Annotated in this window: 27 protein-coding genes; 16 read left to right on the top strand and 11 right to left on the bottom strand. The window is 62.5% G+C overall.

The annotated features are described in order from the left end of the window. Positions 1–27: 27 nt before the first annotated feature. The 5 genes from AC0NIL_RS20350 to AC0NIL_RS20330 form a co-directional block, all read right to left on the bottom strand. Positions 28–849, bottom strand: a complete 822-nt coding sequence (locus AC0NIL_RS20350) for a carbohydrate ABC transporter permease (protein WP_013531802.1) — start codon at positions 847–849, stop codon at positions 28–30. Continuing rightward, positions 850–1,788 (bottom strand): carbohydrate ABC transporter permease, encoded by a 939-nt coding sequence (locus tag AC0NIL_RS20345; protein ID WP_013531801.1) that lies wholly within the window; start codon positions 1,786–1,788, stop codon positions 850–852. Continuing rightward, on the bottom strand, positions 1,788–3,125 hold the full coding sequence (locus tag AC0NIL_RS20340) for an ABC transporter substrate-binding protein (RefSeq protein ID WP_275953088.1): 1,338 nt from the start codon (positions 3,123–3,125) through the stop codon (positions 1,788–1,790). Before AC0NIL_RS20340 ends, AC0NIL_RS20345 begins: the two co-directional genes overlap by 1 nt. Before the next feature lie 62 nt (positions 3,126–3,187). Continuing rightward, positions 3,188–3,847, bottom strand: coding sequence for a GntR family transcriptional regulator (locus AC0NIL_RS20335; RefSeq protein ID WP_064995846.1), 660 nt, complete (start codon positions 3,845–3,847; stop codon positions 3,188–3,190). Between the two features lie 23 nt (positions 3,848–3,870). Beyond that, a complete protein-coding gene (locus AC0NIL_RS20330; RefSeq protein ID WP_473573357.1) occupies positions 3,871–4,755 on the bottom strand; it encodes a dihydrodipicolinate synthase family protein in 885 nt (294 codons plus the stop codon). A 358-nt stretch (positions 4,756–5,113) separates the two neighbouring features. Here AC0NIL_RS20330 and AC0NIL_RS20325 point away from each other — a divergent pair, with 358 nt between their 5' ends. After that, positions 5,114–6,196 (top strand): type I restriction enzyme HsdR N-terminal domain-containing protein, encoded by a 1,083-nt coding sequence (locus tag AC0NIL_RS20325; RefSeq protein WP_275953086.1) that lies wholly within the window; start codon positions 5,114–5,116, stop codon positions 6,194–6,196. Between the two features lie 61 nt (positions 6,197–6,257). On the opposite strand, the gene dprA is transcribed toward AC0NIL_RS20325, so the two are convergent. Genes dprA through AC0NIL_RS20305 form a run of 4 tightly spaced genes read right to left on the bottom strand, consistent with a single transcriptional unit; the run spans position 6,258 to position 10,266 of the window. Next, positions 6,258–7,379, bottom strand: coding sequence for a DNA-processing protein DprA (dprA, locus tag AC0NIL_RS20320; protein ID WP_127366085.1), 1,122 nt, complete (start codon positions 7,377–7,379; stop codon positions 6,258–6,260). After that, a complete protein-coding gene (gene plsY, locus AC0NIL_RS20315) occupies positions 7,376–7,963 on the bottom strand; it encodes a glycerol-3-phosphate 1-O-acyltransferase PlsY (protein ID WP_024503489.1) in 588 nt (195 codons plus the stop codon). The genes dprA and plsY overlap by 4 nt, the downstream gene beginning before the upstream one ends. Positions 7,964–8,023: 60 nt before the next feature. Beyond that, on the bottom strand, positions 8,024–9,310 hold the full coding sequence (locus AC0NIL_RS20310) for a dihydroorotase (protein WP_275953085.1): 1,287 nt from the start codon (positions 9,308–9,310) through the stop codon (positions 8,024–8,026). Then, positions 9,307–10,266, bottom strand: a complete 960-nt coding sequence (locus AC0NIL_RS20305) for an aspartate carbamoyltransferase catalytic subunit (RefSeq protein WP_013531794.1) — start codon at positions 10,264–10,266, stop codon at positions 9,307–9,309. Before AC0NIL_RS20305 ends, AC0NIL_RS20310 begins: the two co-directional genes overlap by 4 nt. 193 nt (positions 10,267–10,459) lie before the next feature. Between AC0NIL_RS20305 and AC0NIL_RS20300 the strand changes: the two genes are divergently transcribed. From AC0NIL_RS20300 to AC0NIL_RS20290, 3 genes are all read left to right on the top strand, one after another. Beyond that, the gene (locus AC0NIL_RS20300) at positions 10,460–12,088 is read left to right on the top strand and encodes a DNA alkylation response protein (RefSeq protein ID WP_013531793.1); all 1,629 of its coding nucleotides are present in this window, start codon (positions 10,460–10,462) and stop codon (positions 12,086–12,088) included. Between the two features lie 207 nt (positions 12,089–12,295). Then, complete coding sequence (locus tag AC0NIL_RS20295) at positions 12,296–12,865, top strand: hypothetical protein (protein ID WP_013531792.1); 570 nt, start codon at positions 12,296–12,298, stop codon at positions 12,863–12,865. Next, positions 12,865–13,206, top strand: coding sequence for a DUF6105 family protein (locus tag AC0NIL_RS20290; RefSeq protein WP_013531791.1), 342 nt, complete (start codon positions 12,865–12,867; stop codon positions 13,204–13,206). The genes AC0NIL_RS20295 and AC0NIL_RS20290 overlap by 1 nt, the downstream gene beginning before the upstream one ends. Here the strand turns inward: AC0NIL_RS20290 and ruvX are convergent. After that, complete coding sequence (ruvX, locus tag AC0NIL_RS20285) at positions 13,124–13,630, bottom strand: Holliday junction resolvase RuvX (RefSeq protein ID WP_275953084.1); 507 nt, start codon at positions 13,628–13,630, stop codon at positions 13,124–13,126. The genes AC0NIL_RS20290 and ruvX overlap by 83 nt on opposite strands. A 122-nt stretch (positions 13,631–13,752) precedes the next feature. Between ruvX and AC0NIL_RS20280 the strand changes: the two genes are divergently transcribed. The 8 genes from AC0NIL_RS20280 (at position 13,753) to AC0NIL_RS20245 (ending at position 18,678) form a co-directional block, all read left to right on the top strand. Further along, a complete protein-coding gene (locus AC0NIL_RS20280) occupies positions 13,753–14,460 on the top strand; it encodes a metal-dependent hydrolase (protein WP_275953083.1) in 708 nt (235 codons plus the stop codon). A gap of 54 nt (positions 14,461–14,514) precedes the next feature. Continuing rightward, positions 14,515–14,901, top strand: coding sequence for a hypothetical protein (locus AC0NIL_RS20275; protein ID WP_411970019.1), 387 nt, complete (start codon positions 14,515–14,517; stop codon positions 14,899–14,901). A gap of 130 nt (positions 14,902–15,031) precedes the next feature. Beyond that, complete coding sequence (gatC, locus tag AC0NIL_RS20270; protein ID WP_013531787.1) at positions 15,032–15,319, top strand: Asp-tRNA(Asn)/Glu-tRNA(Gln) amidotransferase subunit GatC; 288 nt, start codon at positions 15,032–15,034, stop codon at positions 15,317–15,319. 8 nt (positions 15,320–15,327) lie between these two features. Continuing rightward, complete coding sequence (locus tag AC0NIL_RS20265; RefSeq protein ID WP_063172097.1) at positions 15,328–15,783, top strand: GNAT family N-acetyltransferase; 456 nt, start codon at positions 15,328–15,330, stop codon at positions 15,781–15,783. Beyond that, on the top strand, positions 15,783–17,348 hold the full coding sequence (locus AC0NIL_RS20260; RefSeq protein ID WP_027161542.1) for an amidase: 1,566 nt from the start codon (positions 15,783–15,785) through the stop codon (positions 17,346–17,348). Before AC0NIL_RS20265 ends, AC0NIL_RS20260 begins: the two co-directional genes overlap by 1 nt. A 1-nt stretch (position 17,349) precedes the next feature. Beyond that, positions 17,350–17,625: a hypothetical protein gene (locus tag AC0NIL_RS20255; protein WP_473573354.1), complete on the top strand. Its 276-nt coding sequence runs from the start codon at positions 17,350–17,352 to the stop codon at positions 17,623–17,625. Further along, positions 17,592–17,879: a hypothetical protein gene (locus AC0NIL_RS20250; RefSeq protein WP_473573352.1), complete on the top strand. Its 288-nt coding sequence runs from the start codon at positions 17,592–17,594 to the stop codon at positions 17,877–17,879. Before AC0NIL_RS20255 ends, AC0NIL_RS20250 begins: the two co-directional genes overlap by 34 nt. 7 nt (positions 17,880–17,886) lie before the next feature. Further along, entirely contained in the window at positions 17,887–18,678 is a 792-nt protein-coding gene (locus AC0NIL_RS20245) for a YdcF family protein (RefSeq protein WP_275953081.1), read from the top strand. Here the strand turns inward: AC0NIL_RS20245 and AC0NIL_RS20240 are convergent. Beyond that, entirely contained in the window at positions 18,657–19,370 is a 714-nt protein-coding gene (locus tag AC0NIL_RS20240) for a DUF599 domain-containing protein (RefSeq protein ID WP_013531782.1), read from the bottom strand. The two genes, AC0NIL_RS20245 and AC0NIL_RS20240, sit on opposite strands and share 22 nt — an antisense overlap. A 178-nt stretch (positions 19,371–19,548) precedes the next feature. Here AC0NIL_RS20240 and AC0NIL_RS20235 point away from each other — a divergent pair, with 178 nt between their 5' ends. The 4 genes from AC0NIL_RS20235 to AC0NIL_RS20220 all read left to right on the top strand — a co-directional run bounded on the left by AC0NIL_RS20235 (position 19,549) and on the right by AC0NIL_RS20220 (position 22,980). Next, positions 19,549–20,952, top strand: coding sequence for an L-serine ammonia-lyase (locus AC0NIL_RS20235; RefSeq protein WP_275953080.1), 1,404 nt, complete (start codon positions 19,549–19,551; stop codon positions 20,950–20,952). A 76-nt stretch (positions 20,953–21,028) separates the two neighbouring features. After that, positions 21,029–21,466 (top strand): DUF1489 family protein, encoded by a 438-nt coding sequence (locus AC0NIL_RS20230; protein ID WP_275953079.1) that lies wholly within the window; start codon positions 21,029–21,031, stop codon positions 21,464–21,466. An 84-nt stretch (positions 21,467–21,550) separates the two neighbouring features. After that, positions 21,551–22,282 carry a VWA domain-containing protein gene (locus tag AC0NIL_RS20225; RefSeq protein WP_275953078.1) on the top strand — a complete coding sequence of 244 codons (732 nt, stop codon included), beginning with the start codon at positions 21,551–21,553 and terminating at the stop codon, positions 22,280–22,282. Then, positions 22,282–22,980, top strand: a complete 699-nt coding sequence (locus AC0NIL_RS20220; protein ID WP_275953077.1) for a DnaJ domain-containing protein — start codon at positions 22,282–22,284, stop codon at positions 22,978–22,980. The genes AC0NIL_RS20225 and AC0NIL_RS20220 overlap by 1 nt, the downstream gene beginning before the upstream one ends. The last annotated feature ends 1 nt before the right edge of the window (position 22,981 follow it).

Raw genomic sequence — 22,981 nt, 5'->3', positions numbered from 1 at the left:
AAAAGAGTGCGATGCCGTAGCGTGCCTTCAGCCGCCCTTGACGGCGCCCGCGGTCAGTCCGGCGACGATCTGCCTTTGTGCGAACATGGTCAGGACCAGTACCGGCAGTGTCACCACCAGGGCCGCGGCGGCGAGCGGCCCCCAGCTCACTTGCTCGTAGGAGAGCATGTTGTAGACGGCGACCGGCAGCGTGCGCGTCTCACGGCTGGCGAGCACCACGCCGAAGACGAAATTGTTCCATGAGAAGATGACGGACAGGATAAAAGCGACCACTATGCCCGGCTTGGCGATGGGCAAGGCGACCAGCCGGAACACCTGCCAGGAACTGGCGCCGTCGATGTTGGCGGCCTCTTCCAGTTCCATCGGGGTGGTCTCGAAATAGCCGATCATCACCCAGACGACGATCGGCACGGTCACCACCAGATGGATGATGATCTGCGGCCACAGCGTGCCGAGAATGCCGACCCATTGGAACAGCAGGAACAGCGGGATGAGATAGGAAAGCCCCGGCGTCATGCGGGCGATCATGATGACCACCGCCGATCGCTCGGCCTTGAGCCGCGCGATGCCATAGCCGGCCGGCACGCCGATCAGCAGTGCCAAAAGCGTCGCCGTGCCGGTCACCAGAACCGAATTCCAGAGATAGAGCAGGAAATTGTTCTCCTCAAACACTTTTGCATAGTTCGACCAGGCGAGATGTTCGGGGATCAGGATCGGCGGATAGGCGCCGTTGTCGATCTCGAATTTCAGCGACAGCGAGATCATCCAGAGGAAGAACAGGATCGCCGGCGAGACGAAGACCAGGGCCGCGAAGAACAGCCCGATCCGGTTGAGCAGTCGTGAACTCATCTATTTGCCCTCCACGCCGATCCACTGCGAGCGCTGGCGCAACATCAGGAGGATGAAGGACAGGGCGACGATGACGATGAAGAACACCACGGCCATGGCCGAGCCATAGCCGATGTCGTAGTAGGAGAAGGCGGTGTTGTAGAGATAGATGTTGATGGTCTCCGAGGCCGTGCCCGGCCCGCCCTGGGTCATCGCGTAGATGATGTCGAAACTCTTCAGTGCGTCGATGGTGCGGATGATCACCGCGATCATCAGGAACGGCGCGATCATCGGCAAGGTGAGATAGCGGAATTGCTGCCAGGCATTGGCGCCGTCGATTTCGGCGCTTTCGAACGGCTCGCGCGGCACGGACGCCAGGCCGCCGAGCACGATCAGCATCACCAGCGGTGTCCACTGCCAGGTCTCGACCGCAACCAGCGACGGGATGACCGTGTTGGCGTTGAAGATCCATTCCTGCGCCGGAATGCCGACCAGCGACAGAAGATAGTTGAGGACGCCGAGCTGGGGGTGGAACATCATCGTCCAGACCAGCGCCACGGCGACGGGCGTTGCCATCATAGGCATCACGAAGACGCCGCGCAGCAGGCCACGCAGCGGAAACCTGGCGTCGAAGATCAGGGCGGCGATGGTGCCGAGCAACATCGGCGCGGCAACCGAAAGGAAGGTGTAGCTCAACGTATGGAGAAGCGATTCCCAGAAGCGTTGGTCGTACGCCAGCCGCAGATAATTCTCCATCCCGGCAAAGCTTCGCGACTGGCCGAGCGTCCAGCGGTTGACGCTCATCCACAGCGTGAAGGCCCAGGGAAAGACGATCACGGCGCCGACGACGACGAGCGCCGGAACGACGAAAGGCCAGTAGTTGGGAGCCAGCCGGATCGTCTGGCTCCCTTCGATGGCTTGCGTCGTCACCCCGGTGCGTTCTGGGGTGGTGGCGGACATCAGCCTTGCTCGCTCCTGTCGAGGACCGGCTGGAATTGGTCGGTAGCCTTCTTCAACTCCTCGGCGGGATCAGCGCCGGCGATCAAATTGGTCAGCGCCACGCCGTAGATGTCGCGGAACTCTGTGACCGGGATGATGACCGGCAGCGACAGCCGGCTCACATTGCCGGAGCCGACCACCGCATCGAGCCAGCTTGCCGGCATGGTGACGCCTTCGCGCACCTTTGGATCTTCGAGCACCGATTTGCGGAACGGTACGCCGGCGCCTGCCTGCAGCAGGCGCGCGCCCATGACCGGCGACACTGCCCACTGGCAGAACAGATAGGCGGCCTCCTTCTTCTCGCTGGTGGCCGTCACGCCGATACCGTCGCCGAAGGTGCCAGCCGCGTGCGCCTTGGGACCCTTGGGCATGACGCCATAGCCGACCTTGCCGACCACCCGCGATTTTTCCGGATTTTCCATCGGCGGGGCAAAGCCGACGCCATCGAACCACATGCCGATCTTGCCTTGCAGGAAGGCGGACTGCGCTTCGGCCCAGTTGAAGCCAGTGACGCCTGGAGGCGCGGATTTGGTCATCAGCCGCTGGTAGAGCCCGGCGGCCTCGATCGCCTCGGGCGACGTCGTGCGCAGCTTGCCCTGAGCGTCGAGTGGCGTCATGTCGTAGCCGAGCATGAGCGATGTCCACACCGGCGTGTTGGCGTTCTTGATGCCGCGGGCGACGAAACCATAAGTATTGGTCGACGGGTCGGTCAGCGCCTCGGCCGCGGCCACCAGCTGCTCGAAGGTTTCGGGATATTTGAGGCCCTTGGCCTCGAACAACTCCTTGTTCCAGTAAACGATCCAGTAGTCGACCGAGAAGGGCAGCGAGCGCAGCACGCCCTGACCGTCCTTGGCGAACAGCATGCCGGCGTCGGCGAAATCGTTTTCGACCAGACCCGGATCGGTAAGGGTGGGGTCGGCGAGATAGCCTGATATGTCGGCAAGCCAGCCGCCTTTTTCGAACTGCCGCTTCTGCACATGGTAGCTCAGATGCACGACGTCGAAGCTCGGCTTGCCGGAGCTCAATTCGATCACCGTCTTCTGGCGCTGCTGCTGCTCAGGCGTTGCCTCGGCATTGACCTTGATCCCGGTCAACTCCTCGAACTCGACGAGATATTTTATCAGGGTGTCGCTGCGCGGGCTTTTCACCAGATTGACGTCGAGCGTCGTGCCGGCAAAGCGCTTCCAGTCGACGGCCGCGGCAAAGCCTGGGCGAACACCCACAAGGCCGGCGGCGGCAAGTGCCGCGGTTCCCTGGAGGAGTTGCCTCCTGGTTGGGTTGAACAGATTGGACGACATTTCTTCCTCCCGGTTGCTGTCGTTGTCGAATGCGTCGCGACCGCGACGCGGCTCATGCTTCCTCAGATTTGCAGCGCCAGCCGGCGCGCCTTGTCGATGTGCAGGCTGATCGCCTCGACCGCCTTCTGCGGGTCGCGGCTTTCCATGGCTTCGATGACCGCAAGGTGCTCACGCATGACCGGCACGACGCGCCCGTCGATGCGGAAGCGCTCCTGATGGATCAGCCGGATCTTCACCGAGTTGACCAGATAGGCCTTGGCGATGATCTCGTTGCCCAGCGCATCGATGAAAGTGTCGTGCATCGCCCAGTCGATGCTCTGCGCCCTGGCTTCCATTTCCGGCGTCGGCGCCTGCGAAAGGGCTTGAGCCAGCATCTCCTCGTGTTCGCGCCGCAGGCGGGCAAGTTCGTCATCGGAAGCGCTGGCGGTGAACAGCGCCACCGCTTCGCGTTCCATGAACAGGCGGAACTGAAAAGCCTCGCGGATCAGGCTGATGTCGATATGGGCGATCTGCATGCCGCGCTGCGGGATCGTCGTCAGAAGCCCTTCGGCCTCGAGACGCGGCACGATTTCGCGAATGGCGCCGAGCGGCAGCCCGGTGAAGGCAACCAGTTCGCGCTGCGATACGAACTGGCCCGGCAGCAGATCGCGGGCCAGCAAATGCCGCGTGAAGCTGGCATAGGCTTTTTCCCTAAGCGTGGTCGGCTCGCTGCCGTCTTCCATTTCAGCGCGTATCTCTTTGCTGGTCAGGCTGATTCCCTGGCAAACAGCCCATCATAGGCGTCAGCCAGCTGTTGTCTCCCCTGCGAACCGATCGGCTCCAGCGGCGGACGGACCGCCAGCCAGCGGTCGTCGCTGGTCTTGCGCGCCACCATGACCTTCACCGCCGGCGTGACCGGATATTTGAGCAATTCGAGCACGAAACGCTCGACGCGTGTGTCGTCGCGCCCGTCCTCGGCCATGGCCCGGATTTCGCTGGTAACGAAATTGGCCATGCCGGAGATTGCGCCTTGAGCGCCAATTCGCACGGCTCGTGCCAGATGCCGCTCGTCACCGATCAAGATCACCAGATCGCCATGGGCGCCGAGCAGCGCCTCGCTGTAATCCCAATCCCCGCCGGAATCCTTGACCCCGGCAACGACATCCGGAAAAGCCGTACGCAATCGGCCGATCAGGTCAAGCGAGAGCTGCACCATGGTGACCGACGGAATGTTGTAGAGCAGAACGCCACGGGCGAGGGGACCGAGCACGGCAAAGACAGTGGAAAACCAGCCGAAAAGACCATCGTCGCCGACATTCTTGAAGTAGCTCGGCGGCGCCAGCAGAATGTTGCGGGCACCGCGCTGCAAGGCATGCCGGGCCTGCTCAGCGGCGTCTTCGGCCGCATCGACCAGCACGCCGGCAACAAGCTGATGCGGCAGGATGCCGGCGGCCAGCATGGCTTCGGTCACCGACCGCCGCTCCCCGGTGCCAACCGATGCGCCTTCGCCGGTGGTGCCAAAAAGCGTAACACTGGTGCACCCCTCCGCCAGGCAACGCTTGGCCTGGGCGACCATGAGGGCGGTGGCGATCTGCCCGGAGGCATCGAAAGGCGTGGCGAGGGCGGCCGAAAGGCCAAAACGTGATGTCACCGGGGGTCTCCGAAAAGAAGTTCGAAGGCAGTGATATCTTACTAACATGTCAGTTGTAAATCTGGTTGGTGCGAATTTTTGTGGTGAGGCGCTTACATGCTGCCTGTGACGCGATCGGCCTGTCGAGCTAGGAAGCGCGGTAGAGCTCCTGGTTTCTTACTCACGTCTACTTCACCAGAATTGCCGAATTTCGGAGCGGAGGTTCTCTGTGCCTGAGAGGCTGGCGTTATCTTTCTGGCAGACGGTTGAGGTCGACTGCGTTGACAGATCTTGGTGCATCATAAGTTCTGAAGTGCAGATCGACTTGCGCAAAAACATATTTTGCACGATCCTATCTCAAATTTTGAGGGAGGGGACTATGAGCGTCGAAGAGAAACTTCGCGTACTTGCTGACAGAATCAAGACGCATTCCAGCGCAATGCTTACCGAAGAGGCCTTGAAGACAGCGATAGTTCTGCCATTCTTGGCGGCTCTAGATTATGACGTTTTCAATCCTGATGAAGTAATACCTGAGTACTGTGCCGACGCGGTGGGTAAGAAGGGAGAAAAGGTAGATTACGCGATCAAAATTGATGGAGAAATCAGGATTCTTGTCGAATGCAAACCAATCACTACAGTTCTTGATCGGATTCACCTTGCACAGCTTTACAGGTATTTTTCCGTCACCAACGCCAAATTTGCCATACTTACCAACGGCCGTGCCTTCCATTTCCATACAGATCTGGTTGCACCGAATAAGCTCGATGATCGCCCGTTCCTGACATTTGACCTTTCGGACCTACAGGGTCAACTGACGTCCGAACTGAAGAAATTCGCAAAAGCTGATTTCAACGTAGACGGAATCTTGCAGTCCGCTCATCGCCTAAAATACACTTCGGCAATCAAAAAAGAGATTGGCAACGTGATGGAAAATCCGCCCGAGGAGTTTGTTCGGATGGTGACGGTTGGACTTTACCAAGGCCGGTTCACCGGTCAGGTGAAGGAGCAGTTCACACCGATGGTCAAAGCAGCCTTTCGCGAGATTGTTCGGGAATCTGTTCAGTCGCGTTTATCCACTGCGTTGGCTGAAACTGAGATTTCCGAGATTGGCGCGGATGGAGTTGAGACCGAAGAGGAGGTTGTGACTACGGAGGACGAACGCGAGGGTTTCATGGTCGTCCGGGCTATTGTCCGCGATCTTCTAAAGCCAGCAAGGGTAATTATGCGCGACCAGAAGAGCTATTGCGGTATCCTCGTTGATAACAACAACCGCAAGCCACTTGCCCGACTATGGTTCAACCGGACTGTCAAATATCTCGGGCTTTTCGATGGAGAGAAGGAAGAGAAGGTCAAGATCGACTCGCTGGACGAAATCTATGACCACGCCGATCGCTTGCGAGCTACAGCAAAGGAATACCTTGCTGGGGCAATGGCTGCGCCATCCATCGCTTCGGCTTCCTAACCTTCCACGATCTCACTGTACGCCCGCAACCGACGCCAAATTCGCGGCAGCCGTTTGTGGGTCAAACCAGCGAAACATGTCCTCCGGCGTGGCGTTCTAGCCGGCCGGCGAGGTCGAGTTCCAGCAGCACCATGAACACTTGGGCCGGGTGCAGGCCAGTGTGGCGGATGATCTCGTCGACCGAGACGGGCGTCGGGCCGAGTGCCTCGATGACGCGGGCGCGGTCGCTTTCGCCGGGCGGTGGTGCGGCCAAGAAGTCGGGCGGCTCTTCGAACGGCGGCACGTCGGGCGCTCGCATGCCGGTCAGCGGCGCGATTGCCCTGGAAATATCCGATGCCTCGGTGACCAGGGTGGCGCCATCCTTGAGCAGGCCATTGGCGCCGGCGGCGCGTGGATCGAGCGGTGAGCCCGGTACAGCGAAGACCAGTCGGCCCATTTCGCCGGCAAGCCTGGCGCTGATCAGGGACCCAGAGCGTTGCGCTGCCTCGACCACCACCAGCCCAAGGACCGCACCCGCGACAAGGCGGTTGCGGCGCGGAAAATCCTGAGCGCGCGGCTGCCAGCCGAAGGGCATCTCCGAAATGATGGCGCCACGCTCGGCAATCTCTTCGCACAGGCCTGCATTTTCAGGCGGATAAGGCTGGTCGAGGCCGCCGGCCAGCACGCCGATCGTGCCGGTCGCAAGACTGCCCTGATGCGCCGCTGTGTCGATGCCGCGCGCCAGGCCGGAGACGATTGCGTAGCCGTCGCGGCCGAGGTCGGCTGCCAGCATGCGCGCCATCTTAATGCCGGCCAGCGACGCGTTGCGTGCCCCGACTATGGCGACACCCGGCAGCCGGAAAACAGCTGCGTTGCCCTTTACCGCCAGCAGGGGCGGCGGATGATCCATGTTGCGCAAGAGGGGTGGGTAGTCTGCTTCACCGATGCCGACAAAGCGGGCGCCGGCCTTTCCAGCTGTTTCCAGTTCGGCCTCGGCCTCGGCGACGGACGGGATGCGGGCGATGCGGATGGCGCCGCCCGAAATCATCAGTTCCGGCAGTATTTCAAGCGCCGCTTCGGCTGAGCCGAAGCGGTTGATCAGGTCGCGAAAGGAGGCAGGGCCGACATTCTGGGTGCGGATCAGTCGTAGCCAGCTCAGCCGCTGCCGGTCGCTGAGGCGCGGCCCGGCGGTCGGCTCGCTCATCCCTTGGCTCCGATCTTGCCCTCGGTGCCGGCAAGCAGGCGAGAAATGTTTTCCCGGTGCTTGATGAAAACGATGACGCTCATCACCACGAACAATCCGGCAATCTGCGGCGTGCTCAGGACATAGAGGGCGATCGGCACGATGACCGCCGCCGTCAGCGCCGCAAGCGAGGAATAACGGAAGAGGAATGCCATCACCAGCCAGACGACGGCGAAGATCAGCGCTACCTGCCAGGCAAGGCCGATCAGCACGCCGAGATAGGTGGCGACGCCCTTGCCGCCCTTGAAGCCCAGCCATACCGGGAAGAGATGACCGAGAAAGGCGCCGAGACCGGCCCAGATCGCCAGGTCAGGCGCGAAATAGCCAGCAATCAGCACGGCGGCCGTGCCCTTCAGCACGTCGAGCAACAGCGTCGCCGCGGCTAGGCCCTTGTTGCCGGTGCGCAGAACATTGGTGGCGCCGATGTTGCCCGAGCCGATCTGGCGCACATCGCCAAGGCCGGCCGCGCGGGTGAGCAGAAGCCCGAACGGAATCGAGCCCAGGAGATAGCCGAACACAAGCGCTGGGATGAGGCTGTAAGTCATTGTTTCCCCCGCATTTCCCCCAGTTTGGCCGGATCAGGCGCGGTGCGCGGGTTGTCCGGCTCAGACGGAGAACACTGTGCGGCCCGCAACCAGCGTTTGCAAGACCTTGCCTTGCAGGCGCGCACCTTCGAAACAGGTGTTTTTTGAGCGCGAACGAATGCCGCTTTCGCTGACGATCCAGGGTTCGTCGAGGTCGACAAGCGCAAGATCGGCGACAGCGCCGGGCTTCAGCGTGCCACCGGGCAGTCCGAACAGTTTTGCCGGGGCCGTGGACAGGGTCTCGATCAGCCTCAGCAACGGCACGTCGCCATTGTGGTAGAGCCGCAAGGCCGCGCCCAGCAGCGTCTCCAACCCGATGGCGCCGGCCGCCGCATCGGCGAAGGGCAGGCGCTTGGTGTCGACATCCTGCGGATCGTGCGAGGAGACGATGATGTCGATCGTACCGTCCCTGACCGCCTCGATCATCGCCAGCCGGTCTTCCTCGGCACGCAATGGCGGCGTCAGGCGAAAGAAGGTGCGGTATTCGCCGACATCGTTTTCATTGAGCGACAGATTGTGGATCGCCACGCCCGACGTCACCGTCGCCCCGTCGGCCTTGGCACGCGTCACGGCGTTTGCCGCCATCGCCGTCGAGATCTTCGCCGCATGGTACGAACCGCGCGTCAGCCGCGCCAGCGCAAGGTCGCGTTCCAGCGGGATGGATTCGGCCTCGCGCGGAATGCCGGAAAGGCCGAGCCAGCTGGCGTAGAGGCCTTCATTCATCACGCCGGATGAACCGAGGTCCGCATCCTGCGTCTCATGCACGATGGTGGCGCCGAAGTCGCGCGCATAGGTCAGCGCGCGGCGCATCACCAGCGCACTCGATATGGTGTGGCGGCCATCGGTGAAGGCGACCGCGCCGGCTTCGCGCAGCAGGCCGAACTCGGTCATCTCGCGCCCGTCGAGGCCCTTGGTGATCGCCGCAGCCGGAAAGACGTTGACGATAGCCGTGTCTTTCGCGGTGCGCAGCACGAACTCGACCAGCGCCACATTGTCGATCACCGGGTCGGTATCGGGCATCATGACGATGGAGGTGACGCCGCCAGCCGCCGCCGCGACACTCGCCGACGCAATGGTTTCGCGATGCTCGCCGCCCGGTTCGCCGATGAAGACGCGGCCATCGACCAGGCCTGGAATGATCGCCTTGCCGGCGCAGTCGATTATGGTGGCGCCCTCGGGCGCGCCCTGGTTGAGCGCTACCTTGCCGGCGGCAACGATCTTGCGGCCATCGACGATGACGGCGCCGACTTCGTCGATGCCGCGCGAGGGGTCGACGATGCGGGCGCGCTCAAAGACCGTTATGCTCATGCGCCGCGGCCCTCTTGATTGCGACGGGGATCGAGCAGCGCTTCCATGACCGCCATGCGCACAGCAACGCCCATTTCGACCTGTTCCTGGATGACGCTTTGCGGGCCGTCGGCGATTTCCGAAGCGATCTCGACGCCACGGTTCATCGGTCCGGGGTGCATCACCAACGCGTCGTCTTTGGCCGCCTTCAGTTTTTCCGCATCGAGGCCGAAATAGCGGAAATACTCGCGCACCGAAGGCACGAAGGCGCCTTCCATGCGCTCGCGCTGCAGGCGCAGCATCATCACCACATCGGCGTCCTTGAGGCCTTCGGCCATCGAACGGGTGACGATGACGCCCATCTTCTCGATGCCAGTGGGCAGCAGCGTCGACGGCGCAACGACGCGCACCTGCGCGCCGAGCGCGTTGAGCAGCATGATGTTGGAGCGCGCCACGCGCGAATGCAGGATGTCGCCGCAGATCGCCACGATCAGCTTCGACAGCGGGCCTTTGGCGCGGCGGATGGTCAGCGCGTCGAGCAGCGCCTGTGTCGGGTGCTCATGCGCGCCGTCGCCGGCATTGACGACGGAGCAGCCGACCTTCTGCGCGAGAAGCGCGGCCGCACCGGCCGACTGGTGGCGGATGATCAATATGTCGGGCCGCATGGCATTCAGCGTCATCGCCGTGTCGATGAGCGTTTCGCCCTTCTTCACCGAAGAGCTTGCCACCGACATGTTCATGACATCGGCGCCAAGCCGCTTTCCGGCCAGTTCGAACGACGACTGCGTGCGCGTCGAGGCTTCATAGAACAGGTTGATCTGTGTGCGGCCGCGCAGCGTCGAGGTTTTCTTCTCGGACTGCCGCGAGATCGCGACCGCCCGGTCCGCCCTGTCGAGCAACAGCTCGATGTCGGCAGGGGAAAGGTCGCGGATGCCCAGAAGATGGCGATGAGGATAGGGGGACGAAGCGTCGGTCATCTCAAGGGGCTGCTATAGGGTGGAGACTTTGCGGCTGCAAGCGCCAGCTTTGCATTGGAGCCGTTCTCCTCATTTTTTTCGTGTAGATGGCCGATTGTATCGGCCGGTATTTTCATCGCGCGCGCTGCATGGCTTGGCTATATCTAGCCGACAGCCTCGGATTCGTGGCTTTCTGACGATAGAAGGATTGGGCGTGACCGACGACGTGACGAACCAGCCGCCGCCGCTGACGGGCGGCAACGCCTGGCGGGGCGATCCGTTGCTGATCCAGCTCGCGGAGCGTTTTTCCGATCCGGTGCGCCGGGAACTCGACGGTCTCGGCCGTTTCGTGCTGACGCAGGAGGCGCAGGAACTGGCGCGCCTCGCCAATGTCGAGACGCCGAAGCTGAGGACGCATGATCGCCAAGGACGGCGCATCGACGTGGTCGAGTTCCATCCCGCCTATCACGCCTTGATGCGTCGCTCCGTGGCCAATGGGCTGCATTCCTCGGTGTGGGAAAACGGCGACACCGAGATCGGCCGCCGCCATCAGGTCCGTGCCGCCCGGTTTTATCTGACGGCGGAGCTCGAGACCGGGCATCTGTGCCCCATCACCATGACCAACGCTTCGCTAGCGGCCTTGATGGCCAGCCCGAAACTGTTTCGTGAATGGGCGCCGCGCGTGACGACGCGCAAATATGACCAGAGCCAAAAGCCGCCGGTCGAGAAAACCGGGCTGACGCTCGGCATGGGCATGACCGAGAAACAGGGCGGCACCGATGTGCGCGCCAATGTGACGAGGGCGGAACGCGCCGGCAGCGGTTTTTATCGTCTGACCGGGCACAAATGGTTCATGTCGGCGCCGATGTCGGATGCCTTCCTGGTGCTGGCGCAGGCGCCGGAGGGGCTGTCGTGCTTCCTCGTACCGCGCGTTCTCGGTGACGGCTCGGGCAACGGCTTCCGCTTCCAGCGGCTGAAGGACAAGCTCGGCAACCGTTCCAACGCATCCTCCGAAGTCGAATTCGTCAATGCCATCGGCGAGATGGTCGGCGAACCCGGTGCCGGTGTGAAGACGATCATGGACATGGTGACGCTCACCCGGCTCGATTGTGCCATCGCCTCGTCGGCGATCATGCGCGCGGGCCTCGCCGAGGCCGTTCATCATGCCCGCCATCGTCAGGTGTTCGGTTCGACCCTGATCGAGCAGCCGTTGATGCAGCGCGTGCTGGCCGACATGGCACTCGATGTCGCCGCCGCCACCGCACTGTCGTTCCGGCTGGCGCGGTCCTTCGACGAGGCGGCCAGCGACCGCGGTGAAGCGGCGTTTGCCCGCGCCATGACGCCGGTCGTCAAATACTGGGTCTGCAAGATCGCGCCGCCTTTGCTCTATGAGGCGATGGAGTGCCTCGGCGGCAATGGCTATGTCGAGGAGGCGCCGCTCGCCCGCTATTATCGCGAGGCCCCGGTCAACGCGATCTGGGAGGGCTCGGGCAATGTCATGGCGCTCGACGTGCTGCGCGTGCTTGGCCGTGCGCCCGGCCTGTTCGAGGATGTGCTGGCCGGCATCGACCGCGATCTCGGCGCCGGCGGACGCGGCACGATCGGCGTGCTGAAGGCGGCGATGCAGGTCGCTTCAACCGACGAAGGTTCGGCTCGGCTGCTCACCGAGCAGCTGGCTCTGTCGGCTGCGGCGGCGGAATTGCGCCGTCTGGGGGCAGGGCGGATCGCCGACGCTTTCGTCGAGACGCGATTGGCCGGCCAATGGCGCAACACCTATGGCATGATCGATTCGCGCCACGATGCACGCATGATCATCGACACGCTCTATCCGCCAGTGAACTGAGCCGCGAGCATCGCAAAAACCGGCGCCATCCACAGTTTTGAGGCGTTGGTTTGAGGGGTTGGTCCGTATCCTCTCGCATATGGCTAATTTCCGTTAACCTTAACAAATGGTTTCCGTTGCGATGGCGAGCGGCAAGGCCCACTGTCCCGGCGCAAGCAGGCAATGGTTCAGATTGGCCGTCTCCTGCTTTGCGAAGCAGGAACACCGATGCGACAGGTACTGACCTCTTTTCTGACCTTGCACTGGACGATTGTTTTCGCCCTGCTTGCGCTCATCTGCATCGACGGAAACCGTGGTGTGGCGGCGGCGCTCGGCGTGATCGGTGCCACAATCGAGGGTACCCGCTTCGTCAACCTCGACAATTTCGTTGTCGTGGCGCCGCTTGCCACCGCATTGCTGGTCGTCGCGGTTCTGTTTTTCTGGGCCTTTGTCGAAGCCCTGGTCAACGACGCGACCAGCCCGGACGCCGACAGCGTTGCCCGCATCGCCTTCATCTGCGCGTCCGGCGTGTTGTCGCTGATCGTCATCGGGGGTGCTGCGCAAGGCATAAACGGGCTGTTCATGGCCGTTGCCGTGCAGCTGGCAGCACTTCTGGCATCCTATGTCGCCATGCTTGCCGAACGGCGGTCCGTGGTTGCGGCAGCGGCTTCGGGCGAAGGCGAGATCCATGCCGTCGCGCACGGCATGGCGAAAGCCGCAGCCCACAATTCGCTGCTTTCACTCATATCAGGCCGAACGGTGTCCAAAACCGGCTCCAATCCCAGGGGAGGCCGCTGATGCGCTACATCTTCGGATTCTGGGCGGCGCCGATGGCGATTTTCTGGGGCTGGTTCTATCTGTCGGCCAATGACATCAATTTCGGCTACGCGATGCTCAGCCGACAGATGCACGACTTCTTCTTCCAGCTCTACGGTCAGATGCTCGGCATCGATCCGGCGATCATCCCCGGCATGGTGGCGAAGACGTGCGTCTTCGACGGGTTGCTGCTGATGGCGCTTTGGGCATTCCGCCGTCGCCGCGAAATCGCCGGCTGGGTCAGACAGCGCTGGGCGGGTCCGGTTCCGTTCGAGCGGATGCGTGGAGCGACTGAAGCCGGTCCAAAACTCCCTGCAGAATAAACGCGGCTGCCGCCGAATCGATCTTACCGGCGCGCTTGCGGCGCGAGAAATCCATCTCGATCAGCGTCCTTTCGGCCGCGACCGTCGATAGCCTTTCGTCCCAGAGCACGAAGGGCAGGTCGCTCATTTGTGCCATGTTACGGACGAAGGCGCGCGATTTCTGCGCACGCGGACCTTCCGAGCCGTCCATGTTGATCGGCAGCCCAATCACCACGGCGCCGGCATTCTCCTTCTGCAGCAAGGCGAGCAGCACCGCCGCATCGAGCGAAAATTTCCTTCGCATGATGACCGGACGCGGATGGGCGAAGGAAAACCTCTGGTCCGAGACCGCGACGCCGATCGTCTTGTCGCCGAGGTCAAGCCCCGCCAGCGTCTTACCGTCGGCTAACCGCGCCGGCAATTCTTCGATCGTGATAATGCCCACCGGCCGTCCTTCGCCTTTCACCACCAGGTGTTTTGTCAAACGCGTGGCGGACAAGTAACCCTTTGATCTCGGGGCCACTGGCGTTCTATCCTTTGGCAAGTCAAAAATCGAGGAATGCATTCATGAAACTGACCTGGTACGGCCACTCGGCCTTTCGGATCGATACCGCTGATGTCAAGATCCTCATCGACCCCTATCTGATAGGCAATCCGTCATGGACGGGTGGCTGGGAGGGCCCGGCTGAGGGTGTCACGCATGTGCTGCTGACGCATGGCCACAGCGACCACATCAGCGGCGCGGTGGAGGTGCTCGGCAAAAGCGGCGCCCAGCTCGTCGCCAATTTCGAGATCTGCATGTATCTGGTCGGCAAGGGCGTCAGCGACAAGAAGATCAATCCCGGCAACATCGGCGGCACCGTCGATTGCGGCAGCTTCACCACCACTTTTGTCCAGGCGCTGCACTCATCCTCGTTCCCGGGCGAGGGCGGCCAGAACACCTATCTCGGCAATCCGGGCGGCCTCGTCCTGCATTTCGCGGAAGACAAAACGCTCTATCACATGGGCGACACCGACATCTTCTCCGACATGGCGCTGATCAACGAGTTGCATGAGCCGAAGATAGGCCTGGTGCCGATCGGCGACCGCTTCACCATGGGCGGCGCGGTGGCGGCACTTGCCTGCCGGCGCTTCTTCAAATTCGACACCGTGGTTCCCTGCCACTTCGGCACGTTTCCGATGATCGACCCGACCGCCGATAAGTTCGAGGCCGGCCTGGAAGGATCCGGTGTAAGGCTGGCGTTGCCGAAAATCGGTGAGACGATTACGATCTAGAAACAGCTAAAGTGGAATAAATCCATGGTGTTGGGGCGATCTCTTTGCGTTTCCATGTTTGTCGCGGCGTCGCCCGCGCTGGCCGCGGATGATTTCATCGAAGGCGTCTACCTTCAGTCCGAAGAGCTTTGCACGCAGGCCAAAAAGGACACGCTGCAAACGCTGATCGACGCCGGCAACATCGTGCTTTCGGCGCACGGCCTGCAGAGCGTGGAATACAATTGCGAGTTTCTGCAGGTCAGCAAGGCGACCGCTTCGCCGAGCTGGGCGGTGACGGCCATCTGCCAGGAACCGGGCTACGTCTTCCCGGATGTCCTCTCGGTGACGCAAATGAACGACAAGCAGATCGATCTCGTGTCGGTCCGGCCCGTCAACGACGAAAGCGAAGCAAGCGGCAACAGCGGCAGCTACTATCTGTGCGAGGGCGTTGCCCTGCCGTAGACATCATCCTGTGCGTGGATCGATGGCCGAAGACTAGGCCGCCGCCGCAGCCTGGTCTCTCGCACGATGCATGTTGCGCAGCGCGCGCGGCGCCGCTATAGCCCGAACTGGTTTTCCCCGAGGCAAAAACATGTCCGTAGATCTTCAGACAGTGAAGCGCGTCGCGCATCTCGCCCGCATTGCAGTGAGCGAGGAAGATGCCGAACGGATGACCGGCGAGCTGAACGCCATTCTGGGCTTCGTCGAACAGCTGAATGAGGTCGATGTTTCCGGCATCGAACCGATGACCTCGGTGACGCCGATGGACATGAAGAAGCGTCAGGACGTTGTTACTGACGGCGGCAAGGCAGCTGACATCGTCGCCAACGCGCCGGCGACCGAAGAGAATTTCTTCCTCGTGCCGAAGGTCGTGGAGTAAACCGGCCGATGGCAATCGACATCGCCATTGAAACGCCACTGCAGGACGACGTGCGCGGCCTGGTCGAGGAACTCAACCAGACCTTGCTCGAACTGACGCCGCCGGAGCATTGCTACCATCTGACGGTCGAGCAGATGGCTGGTGAGGACACGACTGTCTTCATCGCCCGCGACAACGGCATGGCCATTGGCTGCGGTGCGCTGAAACGCCATGACGGCGCTGTCGGCGAGGTCAAGCGCATGTACACGCGGCCCTCGCATCGCGGGCAGAAGATCGGCGCGAAAATCGTCGAGCATGTCGAGGCGCTGGCGCGCAACGAGGGGCTGAAGCGCCTGGTGCTGGAGACGGGCGACCGTCACCCCGCGGCGTGGACCGTCTACGAACGCGCCGGGTTTTCGCGTTGCGGCCCGGTGCTGGATTATCCCGATTCCGAGTGGTCGGTGTTTTACGAAAAGAGCCTTTGATGAGCGACCTGACCCAGCTGACGATTTCACAGGCCCGCGCCAAGCTGCACGGCAAGGAAATCACCGCGACCGAGATCACCGAGGCCTATCTCTCGGCCATCGATCGCGCCAATCCCGCGCTCAATGCCTATGTCGCGGTGACAGGCGACAAGGCGCGCGACATGGCCAAGGCGTCCGACGCAAGGCTGGTCAAGGGCGAGGGCGGTGCGCTGGAAGGCATCCCGCTCGGAATCAAGGACCTGTTCGGCACCGAAGGCGTCCATACGCAGGCCTGCAGTCATGTGCTGGACGGGTTCAAGCCGCGCTACGAATCGACCGTTACGTCAAATCTGTGGGCCGACGGCGCCGTCATGCTCGGTAAACTCAACATGGACGAGTTCGCCATGGGCTCGTCCAACGAGACGTCCTACTATGGCCCGGTCATCAATCCGTGGCGGCGCTCGCGCCTAGACACGGTGGTGATGCCGACGACGCATCAGGGTGATGGCGGCTTCGTCTCGGCCGGCGGCACCAGGACCGCGCGCAGCCTGGACAATGCGCAGCTGGTGCCGGGCGGTTCTTCCGGCGGTTCGGCAACCGCAGTGTCGGCCTTCCTGTGTGCCGGCGCGACCGCGACGGATACTGGCGGCTCGATCCGCCAGCCGGCCGCCTTCACCGGCACGGTCGGCATCAAGCCGACCTATGGCCGCTGCTCGCGCTGGGGCATCGTCGCCTTCGCCTCGTCGCTCGACCAGGCCGGCCCGATCGCTCGTGACGTGCGCGATGCCGCGATCCTGCTGAAGTCGATGGCCTCCGTCGATCCGAAGGACACGACGTCGGTCGACATGCCGGTACCGGACTATGAGGCCGCGATCGGCAAGCCGATCAAGGGCATGAAGGTCGGCATTCCCAGGGAGTACCGCGTCGACGGCATGCCCGAAGAGATCGAAGCGCTGTGGCAGAAGGGCATTGCCTGGCTGAAGGACGCCGGCGCCGAGATCGTCGATATTTCCCTGCCGCACACCAAATATGCGTTGCCTGCCTATTACATCGTGGCGCCCGCCGAGGCTTCGTCCAACCTCGCCCGCTACGATGGCGTCCGCTACGGCTTGCGCGTGCCGGGCAAGGATATCGTCGACATGTATGAGAAGACCCGTGCCGCCGGTTTCGGCCGTGAGGTCAAGCGCCGTATCATGATCGGCACCTATGTGCTGTCGGCCGGCTATTACGACGCCTATTATCTGCAGGCGCAGAAGGTGCGCAATCTGATCAAGCGGGATTTCGAGACTGTCTTCGCCGCCGGCGTCGATGTCATCCTGACCCCGGCAACGCCATCCGCCGCCTTCGGCATCGCCGACGAGGACATGGCTGCCGATCCGGTCAAGATGTACCTGAACGACATCTTCACCGTCACGGTGAACATGGCCGGCCTGCCGGGCATCGCTGTGCCCGCCGGGCTCGACGCCAAGGGTTTGCCGCTCGGGCTTCAGTTGATCGGCCGGCCGTTTGACGAGGAAACCCTGTTCCAGACCGCCGCCGTCATCGAGCAAGCCGCCGGCACATTCCAGCCGGAGAAATGGTGGTAGCATGCCGCCCCCGTCTCGCATTTCCATCGTCGAGACGGAAGACGAACTGCTGATAACCAACCCACCGCGCATCTCGGATTTCAGGATGGGCTTCGTCCTGGTTGGGGCCGCGATCGTTGCCTACACCGGCTACATGGGATTGACCGACACGTCGCCCGCAAACGTCGCCAGCGGCACTCTCGGACTGCTGTCGTTCACTGCGATCATTGCCCTCTTCACCTACTTCCTCGGCAAGGATTTCATGTGGCTGGTGTTCGCAAGGAAACCCTGCGGCTAACCGACGTGGCAGCCGTGCGCGACGTCAGGGGTTTTGTGCGAAATCGTTCCTCATTGCCTTTGAAAGGGCACCTTGAGGCCGAAATCCTCGACCATACCTATCCAACGGATGAAGCGGGGCTGTCGGAAGTCATCAGGTTCACCAACACCAACGGCGTCCTTGTTTTCGGCAGGGAGTTGAGCCGCCCCGAGGCCGAGGCTGTGACAAGTGCCGTCGAGCACTTCATCGGTCGTGAGAATTCGAGCCGACGATAGGCAGCCAATGTTCTTCTACCTTTCCAAGATCTTCTGGTTCTTCATCCAGCCGCTCAACCTGGCGATCTTCCTGCTGTTGGCGGGACTGCTCGCGGTCACGACCGGGCGCCGACGGTTAGCGGCCGCCGGCAGCGTGCTGGCATTTTTGATCCTTGCACTGTCAGCATGGACGTCGCTCGGCGCCATGATGCTCAATCCGTTGGAAGAGCGCTTTCAACGCCCGCCGCTGCCGGAAAAGGTCGACGGCATCGTCGTGCTCGGCGGCGGCTTCGAGGGCGCCATCAATCTGGCGCGCGGCGGCTATGAGCTGAACAGCAGCGGCGATCGGATGGTCGAGACCGCGATTCTCGCCCGGCGCTTTCCCACCGCCAAGGTGGTCGTCTCCGGCGGCACCGGCGCGTTGTTTCTCGATGGCGAGGGCGATGCCGCAACCGCGCCGCGCCTGCTCACCGCGCTTGGCGTGGCCGCCGACCGTATGATCCTGGAGAACAAGTCCCGCAACACCTATGAGAACGCGGTCTTCACCAAGGAGTTGGTAACGCCGAAGCCCGGCGAGACCTGGCTGCTGGTGACCTCGGCCTTCCATATGCCGCGCGCCAAGGCGCTGTTCGACAAGGCCGGCTTTGCAACCGTTCCATGGCCGGTCGACTATCGCACCTCGGGACGGGAAGGCGTCGGCCTGTTCCGCGACAATCCAGCCGATTCGCTGCAGGCCACCACCATGGCCATCCGGGAATGGATCGGGCTTTTTGCCTACTGGCTGTCAGGCCGGATCGATCAGCCTTTTCCGGGTGGCTGACCGATCACCGCCTGCCTGGCCGCCGAGAAGAACTGGCGCCGCACCAGCACCGCCAGCAGCAACAGCGTCGACAACACGAACACCATGGGGTCGACGAACCAGCCGAGATAACCGATCGAGAAGAACACGCCGCGCAGGCCGGAGTTGAAGTGCTTTCCGGCCAGCATGTTCATTTGCGCCGCACGCCACACCGCCGTTTCGGTGACCGGATTGCGCGAGGCTTCGCCATGCGGGATCGGTACGGCGCCGATCAGGATCGTGCAATAATTGAACAGCCGGTACGCCCAGCCGAATTTGAAGAACGAAAACGCCAGGATCAGCACCAGCCCAAACACCTTTATCTGGAAGGCCGCGCGCGACGGCGCGCCACCCAGAGGCAGGTCGCTGAGCACTTCAAGAACCCGGTCGGACGCGCCGAGCAGGGCAAAGCAGCCGCCGATCGCGATCAGCGAGCTGGAGGCGAAGAAGGCGGTGCCTTGCTGCAGCCCGCTCATGATGGCGGTGTCGACGATGCGGATCTCGCGCTCGGCCATGGTCCGCATCCAGGCTTGCCGCTGTGCATTCATCGCCGTCGTCAGCGACACCCGGCTGACAAGCTTGCCGTCGGAGGCAAACGTGTGCAGCAGCCACGCGACGAGGAAGAAGGCCAGCGCCGCGAGATCGGCTGTCGAAAGATCGAGGGAATCGCCCATGGCCTGAATTTATCACATTCAGGGCGATCGCTTCGATGTCCGCATTCAGCGATTGTGCCAATGTCGCTGCCGGAGCAAACAACGTCGGCGGGTGCAGCGCCGCGATTTCCAAAAGAGCGGAAACATCGTGAGAATTCCTATATGTAGTCCTCGACCTGACTCCAGGAGACAACGCCGCGTGTTCCTTTCGGTTTTCGACCTGTTCAAGATCGGCATAGGACCCTCGAGTTCGCACACGATGGGACCGATGACCGCCGCGGCGCGGTTTCTCGACGAGGTCGCGGGAAATGACTGGCCGCGCCCGGCGGGTGTGAAGGTCGACCGCCTTGGTGCCAGCCTGCACGGGTCACTCGCCTATACCGGCATCGGCCACGGCAGTGACCGCGCCGTCATGCTCGGCCTTGCCGGTCTGACGCCGCAGACGGTCGATCCCGACCAGGCTGATGGCATTGCCAGTCGCATCGCCGCCGAAAAGCGTATTTCGCCGCCCGGCCATCCCACCTATCGCTTCGATCCGGCCACCGATCTGGTGCTGGACCGCAAGACGCCGTTCACCGGCCACGCCAACGGCATGGCGTTCTACGCCTATGATTCCGGCGGCCGCCTGCTGCTCAAGCGCATCTATTATTCGATCGGCGGCGGCTTCGTGGTTTCCGAAGAGGAACTGCAGCGGATGAAGGCCAAGGGATCGGTGACGACGGAAGGCAAGAAAGTGCCTTATCCGTTCAAGAATGCGGTCGAGATGCTGGCCATGGCCGGCAAAAGCGGCCTTTCCATCGCCGACATGAAACGCGTCAACGAGGAGACGCAGATGACGCGCGAGGCGCTCGACGCCGGCCTCGACGGCATCTGGAGCGCCATGAAAGGCTGCATCGACCGTGGCCTGTCGCAGGACGGCATCATGCCGGGCGGGTTGAAGGTGCGCCGCCGTGCCCGCATGCTGCATGACAAGCTGCAGGAGCAATGGCAGCAGAACAAGCCCAATCCCTTGCTCGCCAATGACTGGCTGTCGATCTACGCCATGGCGGTGAACGAGGAAAACGCCGCTGGCGGCCGGGTCGTCACAGCGCCGACCAACGGTGCGGCCGGCACGCTGCCGGCGGTGCTGCGCTACTGGCTGCATTTCCATCCCGAGGCGGACCAGCCGAGCATTCGTGATTTCCTGCTGACGGCTGCTGCCGTCGGCGGCATCATCAAGACCAATGCTTCGATCTCCGGCGCCGAAGTCGGCTGTCAGGGCGAGGTCGGGTCGGCATCGGCAATGGCGGCGGCCGGCCTGTGCGCCGTCATGGGCGGTACGCCCGAGCAGGTCGAGAATGCCGCCGAGATCGCGCTCGAACACCATCTCGGCATGACCTGCGATCCGGTTGGCGGGCTGGTGCAGGTGCCGTGCATCGAGCGCAATGCGCTGGGCGCGGTCAAGGCGGTGACGGCAGCGTCACTGGCCATCAAGGGCGACGGCACCCATTTCGTACCTCTCGATGCAGCGATCGAGACCATGCGCCAGACCGGCCTCGACATGAACGAGAAGTACAAGGAAACCAGCCTGGGTGGGCTCGCCGTCAATGTCGTGGAATGCTGAAGGCTGGCCTAAACTGCCACTGTGGAGAAGTCGATCCGGTCGTTGACGCGTCCGCATGCGGGACTAACCTTAAGCGATGTCTCTCAATCTCATAAAACTCTGTGTCGGCTGCGACAGTGTCGAAGATCTCGAGGAGTGGATCGCCTTTCGCCTCGGCGAGCGGCGGCGCGCCGGTGAGCCGGTCGAGCAATATCACACCACGCGCATGATGCCGACGCGCGGCGCCGAGGTCACCGATGGCGGTTCGCTCTATTGGGTGATCAAAGGAAATGTGCAGTGCCGCCAACTGATCACCGAGATCCGGCCGTTCACCGATAGTGAAGGCATCGGCCGCTGCCACCTGATTCTCGACCCGAAGGTTGTTCGAACCGACTGGCAGCCGCGCCGGGCGTTTCAGGGCTGGCGCTATCTGAAGCCGGCCGACGCGCCGCTCGATCTGGGCAAGGGCAAGGCCGGACTGATCGAGATGCCGCCGAAACTCAGGCGCGAGCTTGCCGATCTCGGCCTGCTCTGACCCGAGGTGGCATCACCGTCTGGCCCTTTGTGCCACCCGATGTGGGGCTTGCAAGCGATCTGGCAACGCCACATCTTGTTTTTTATGAGCGATAAGAAGCAACCTGTGCCAGCGAGGACCAATCCTGCGCCGATCAAGCCTCAATCCAACGCCGGCGAGATCGACGCCTTCATTCGCCAGGCGAGGACACTTGCCGCATCGGCGACCGGTTCGGGCAGGCTGATCCTTGCTCTCGACGCGACGATGAGCCGCCAGCCGACATGGGATCTGGCCTGCACGCTGCAGGGCCAGATGTTCGACGCCGTCGGCAAGGCAGGAACCCTCAGCGTGCAACTGGTTTATTTTCGCGGTCTTGGCGAGTGCCGTTCGTCCGCTTTCGTGAGCGACACCAATGCCTTGAAGCAGCTGATGACGCGGATCGAGTGCCGCAGCGGTCATACCCAGATCGGCAAGGTGCTGGCGCATGCGTTGAAACAGACGGCAACCGCTAAGGTCAATGCGCTGGTCTATATCGGCGATGCGATGGAAGAGGATATCGGCGATCTGGCCGAAAAGGCCGGCAGCCTCGGCCTTCATGGCGTTCCTGTCTTCGTCTTTCAGGAAGGCCATGATTCCAGCGCGGAAAAGGCGTTCAAAGAGGTTGCGCGGCTGTCCAAGGGGGCCTGGTTCCGGTTTGATCGGCGGGCTGCCGCGACCCTGGCCGGACTGCTTTCGGCTGTCGCCGTGTTCGCGACCGGCGGGTTGAAGGCGCTCGAAGCCAGAGGCAGGCCGGAAGACCGGCTGATGATCGAGCATCTGCGGGGCGGCGGAAAATAATGGGCGCAATCATCGCTTTTGTAGCGTTGCTTTTGCTGCTGCTCGGCGCGGTGACGATCTTTCTGCGTGCCGAGCCAGCGAAACTGGCGGGCACGCTGCGAACGCTCGGGCCAGCTCTTCTGGCGGTTGTCGGCGTCGCCGTGCTGGTGGTCGGCCGTGAAGGCGTCGGCGGCATGATCCTCACCGCGGCAATTGCCTGGTATGGTTCCATGCGAATGAAACGCCAGCCGGCGGTGCTTGCACCGGGCAAACGCTCGACGGTGCGCACAGCGGCATTGGAAATGGAGCTCGATCACGATACCGGCGGCCTCGAAGGACTGGTCCTGGCTGGCCGCCACGAAGGCAAGATGCTTGGCGCGATGGGGCTGGTGGAATTGCAGCACCTCTATCGCGAACTCTCCGGTGATCCGGAGAGCCGGCAGTTGCTAGAGACGTATCTTGACGGCAGATTTCCCGTCTGGCGCAAAAACACTGAGACGAACGGTGGCGAAGGGCTGGGTGTTGCGCCAGGTCCGGGCGCCATGACTAAGGAGGAGGCCTACAAGGTCCTTGGTCTTGAAGCGGGGGCCGCCGCGGCGGATGTCCGCAAGGCGCACCGCCGCCTGATGCAGCGCCTGCACCCCGATGTCGGCGGCACGTCTTTCCTGGCGGCGCGGATTAACGAAGCCAAGGACGTCTTGCTCTCCAATCACAACTAGT

The organism is Mesorhizobium sp. WSM1343, assembly GCF_055901535.1.
The sequence above is the reverse complement of the archived record's forward strand: the minus strand, read 5'-3'. Positions and strand labels throughout refer to the sequence as shown.

Coding starts and splice junctions, on each gene's coding strand:
- AC0NIL_RS20350 (WP_013531802.1), bottom strand. CDS start 849: ATGAGTTCACGACTGCTCAACCGGATCGGGCTGTTCTTCGCGGCCCTG.
- AC0NIL_RS20345 (WP_013531801.1), bottom strand. CDS start 1,788: ATGTCCGCCACCACCCCAGAACGCACCGGGGTGACGACGCAAGCCATC.
- AC0NIL_RS20340 (WP_275953088.1), bottom strand. CDS start 3,125: ATGTCGTCCAATCTGTTCAACCCAACCAGGAGGCAACTCCTCCAGGGA.
- AC0NIL_RS20335 (WP_064995846.1), bottom strand. CDS start 3,847: ATGGAAGACGGCAGCGAGCCGACCACGCTTAGGGAAAAAGCCTATGCC.
- AC0NIL_RS20325 (WP_275953086.1), top strand. CDS start 5,114: ATGAGCGTCGAAGAGAAACTTCGCGTACTTGCTGACAGAATCAAGACG.
- dprA (WP_127366085.1), bottom strand. CDS start 7,379: ATGAGCGAGCCGACCGCCGGGCCGCGCCTCAGCGACCGGCAGCGGCTG.
- plsY (WP_024503489.1), bottom strand. CDS start 7,963: ATGACTTACAGCCTCATCCCAGCGCTTGTGTTCGGCTATCTCCTGGGC.
- AC0NIL_RS20310 (WP_275953085.1), bottom strand. CDS start 9,310: ATGAGCATAACGGTCTTTGAGCGCGCCCGCATCGTCGACCCCTCGCGC.
- AC0NIL_RS20305 (WP_013531794.1), bottom strand. CDS start 10,266: ATGACCGACGCTTCGTCCCCCTATCCTCATCGCCATCTTCTGGGCATC.
- AC0NIL_RS20295 (WP_013531792.1), top strand. CDS start 12,296: ATGCGACAGGTACTGACCTCTTTTCTGACCTTGCACTGGACGATTGTT.
- AC0NIL_RS20290 (WP_013531791.1), top strand. CDS start 12,865: ATGCGCTACATCTTCGGATTCTGGGCGGCGCCGATGGCGATTTTCTGG.
- AC0NIL_RS20280 (WP_275953083.1), top strand. CDS start 13,753: ATGAAACTGACCTGGTACGGCCACTCGGCCTTTCGGATCGATACCGCT.
- AC0NIL_RS20275 (WP_411970019.1), top strand. CDS start 14,515: ATGTTTGTCGCGGCGTCGCCCGCGCTGGCCGCGGATGATTTCATCGAA.
- gatC (WP_013531787.1), top strand. CDS start 15,032: ATGTCCGTAGATCTTCAGACAGTGAAGCGCGTCGCGCATCTCGCCCGC.
- AC0NIL_RS20265 (WP_063172097.1), top strand. CDS start 15,328: ATGGCAATCGACATCGCCATTGAAACGCCACTGCAGGACGACGTGCGC.
- AC0NIL_RS20260 (WP_027161542.1), top strand. CDS start 15,783: ATGAGCGACCTGACCCAGCTGACGATTTCACAGGCCCGCGCCAAGCTG.
- AC0NIL_RS20255 (WP_473573354.1), top strand. CDS start 17,350: ATGCCGCCCCCGTCTCGCATTTCCATCGTCGAGACGGAAGACGAACTG.
- AC0NIL_RS20245 (WP_275953081.1), top strand. CDS start 17,887: ATGTTCTTCTACCTTTCCAAGATCTTCTGGTTCTTCATCCAGCCGCTC.
- AC0NIL_RS20240 (WP_013531782.1), bottom strand. CDS start 19,370: ATGGGCGATTCCCTCGATCTTTCGACAGCCGATCTCGCGGCGCTGGCC.
- AC0NIL_RS20230 (WP_275953079.1), top strand. CDS start 21,029: ATGTCTCTCAATCTCATAAAACTCTGTGTCGGCTGCGACAGTGTCGAA.
- AC0NIL_RS20225 (WP_275953078.1), top strand. CDS start 21,551: ATGAGCGATAAGAAGCAACCTGTGCCAGCGAGGACCAATCCTGCGCCG.
- AC0NIL_RS20220 (WP_275953077.1), top strand. CDS start 22,282: ATGGGCGCAATCATCGCTTTTGTAGCGTTGCTTTTGCTGCTGCTCGGC.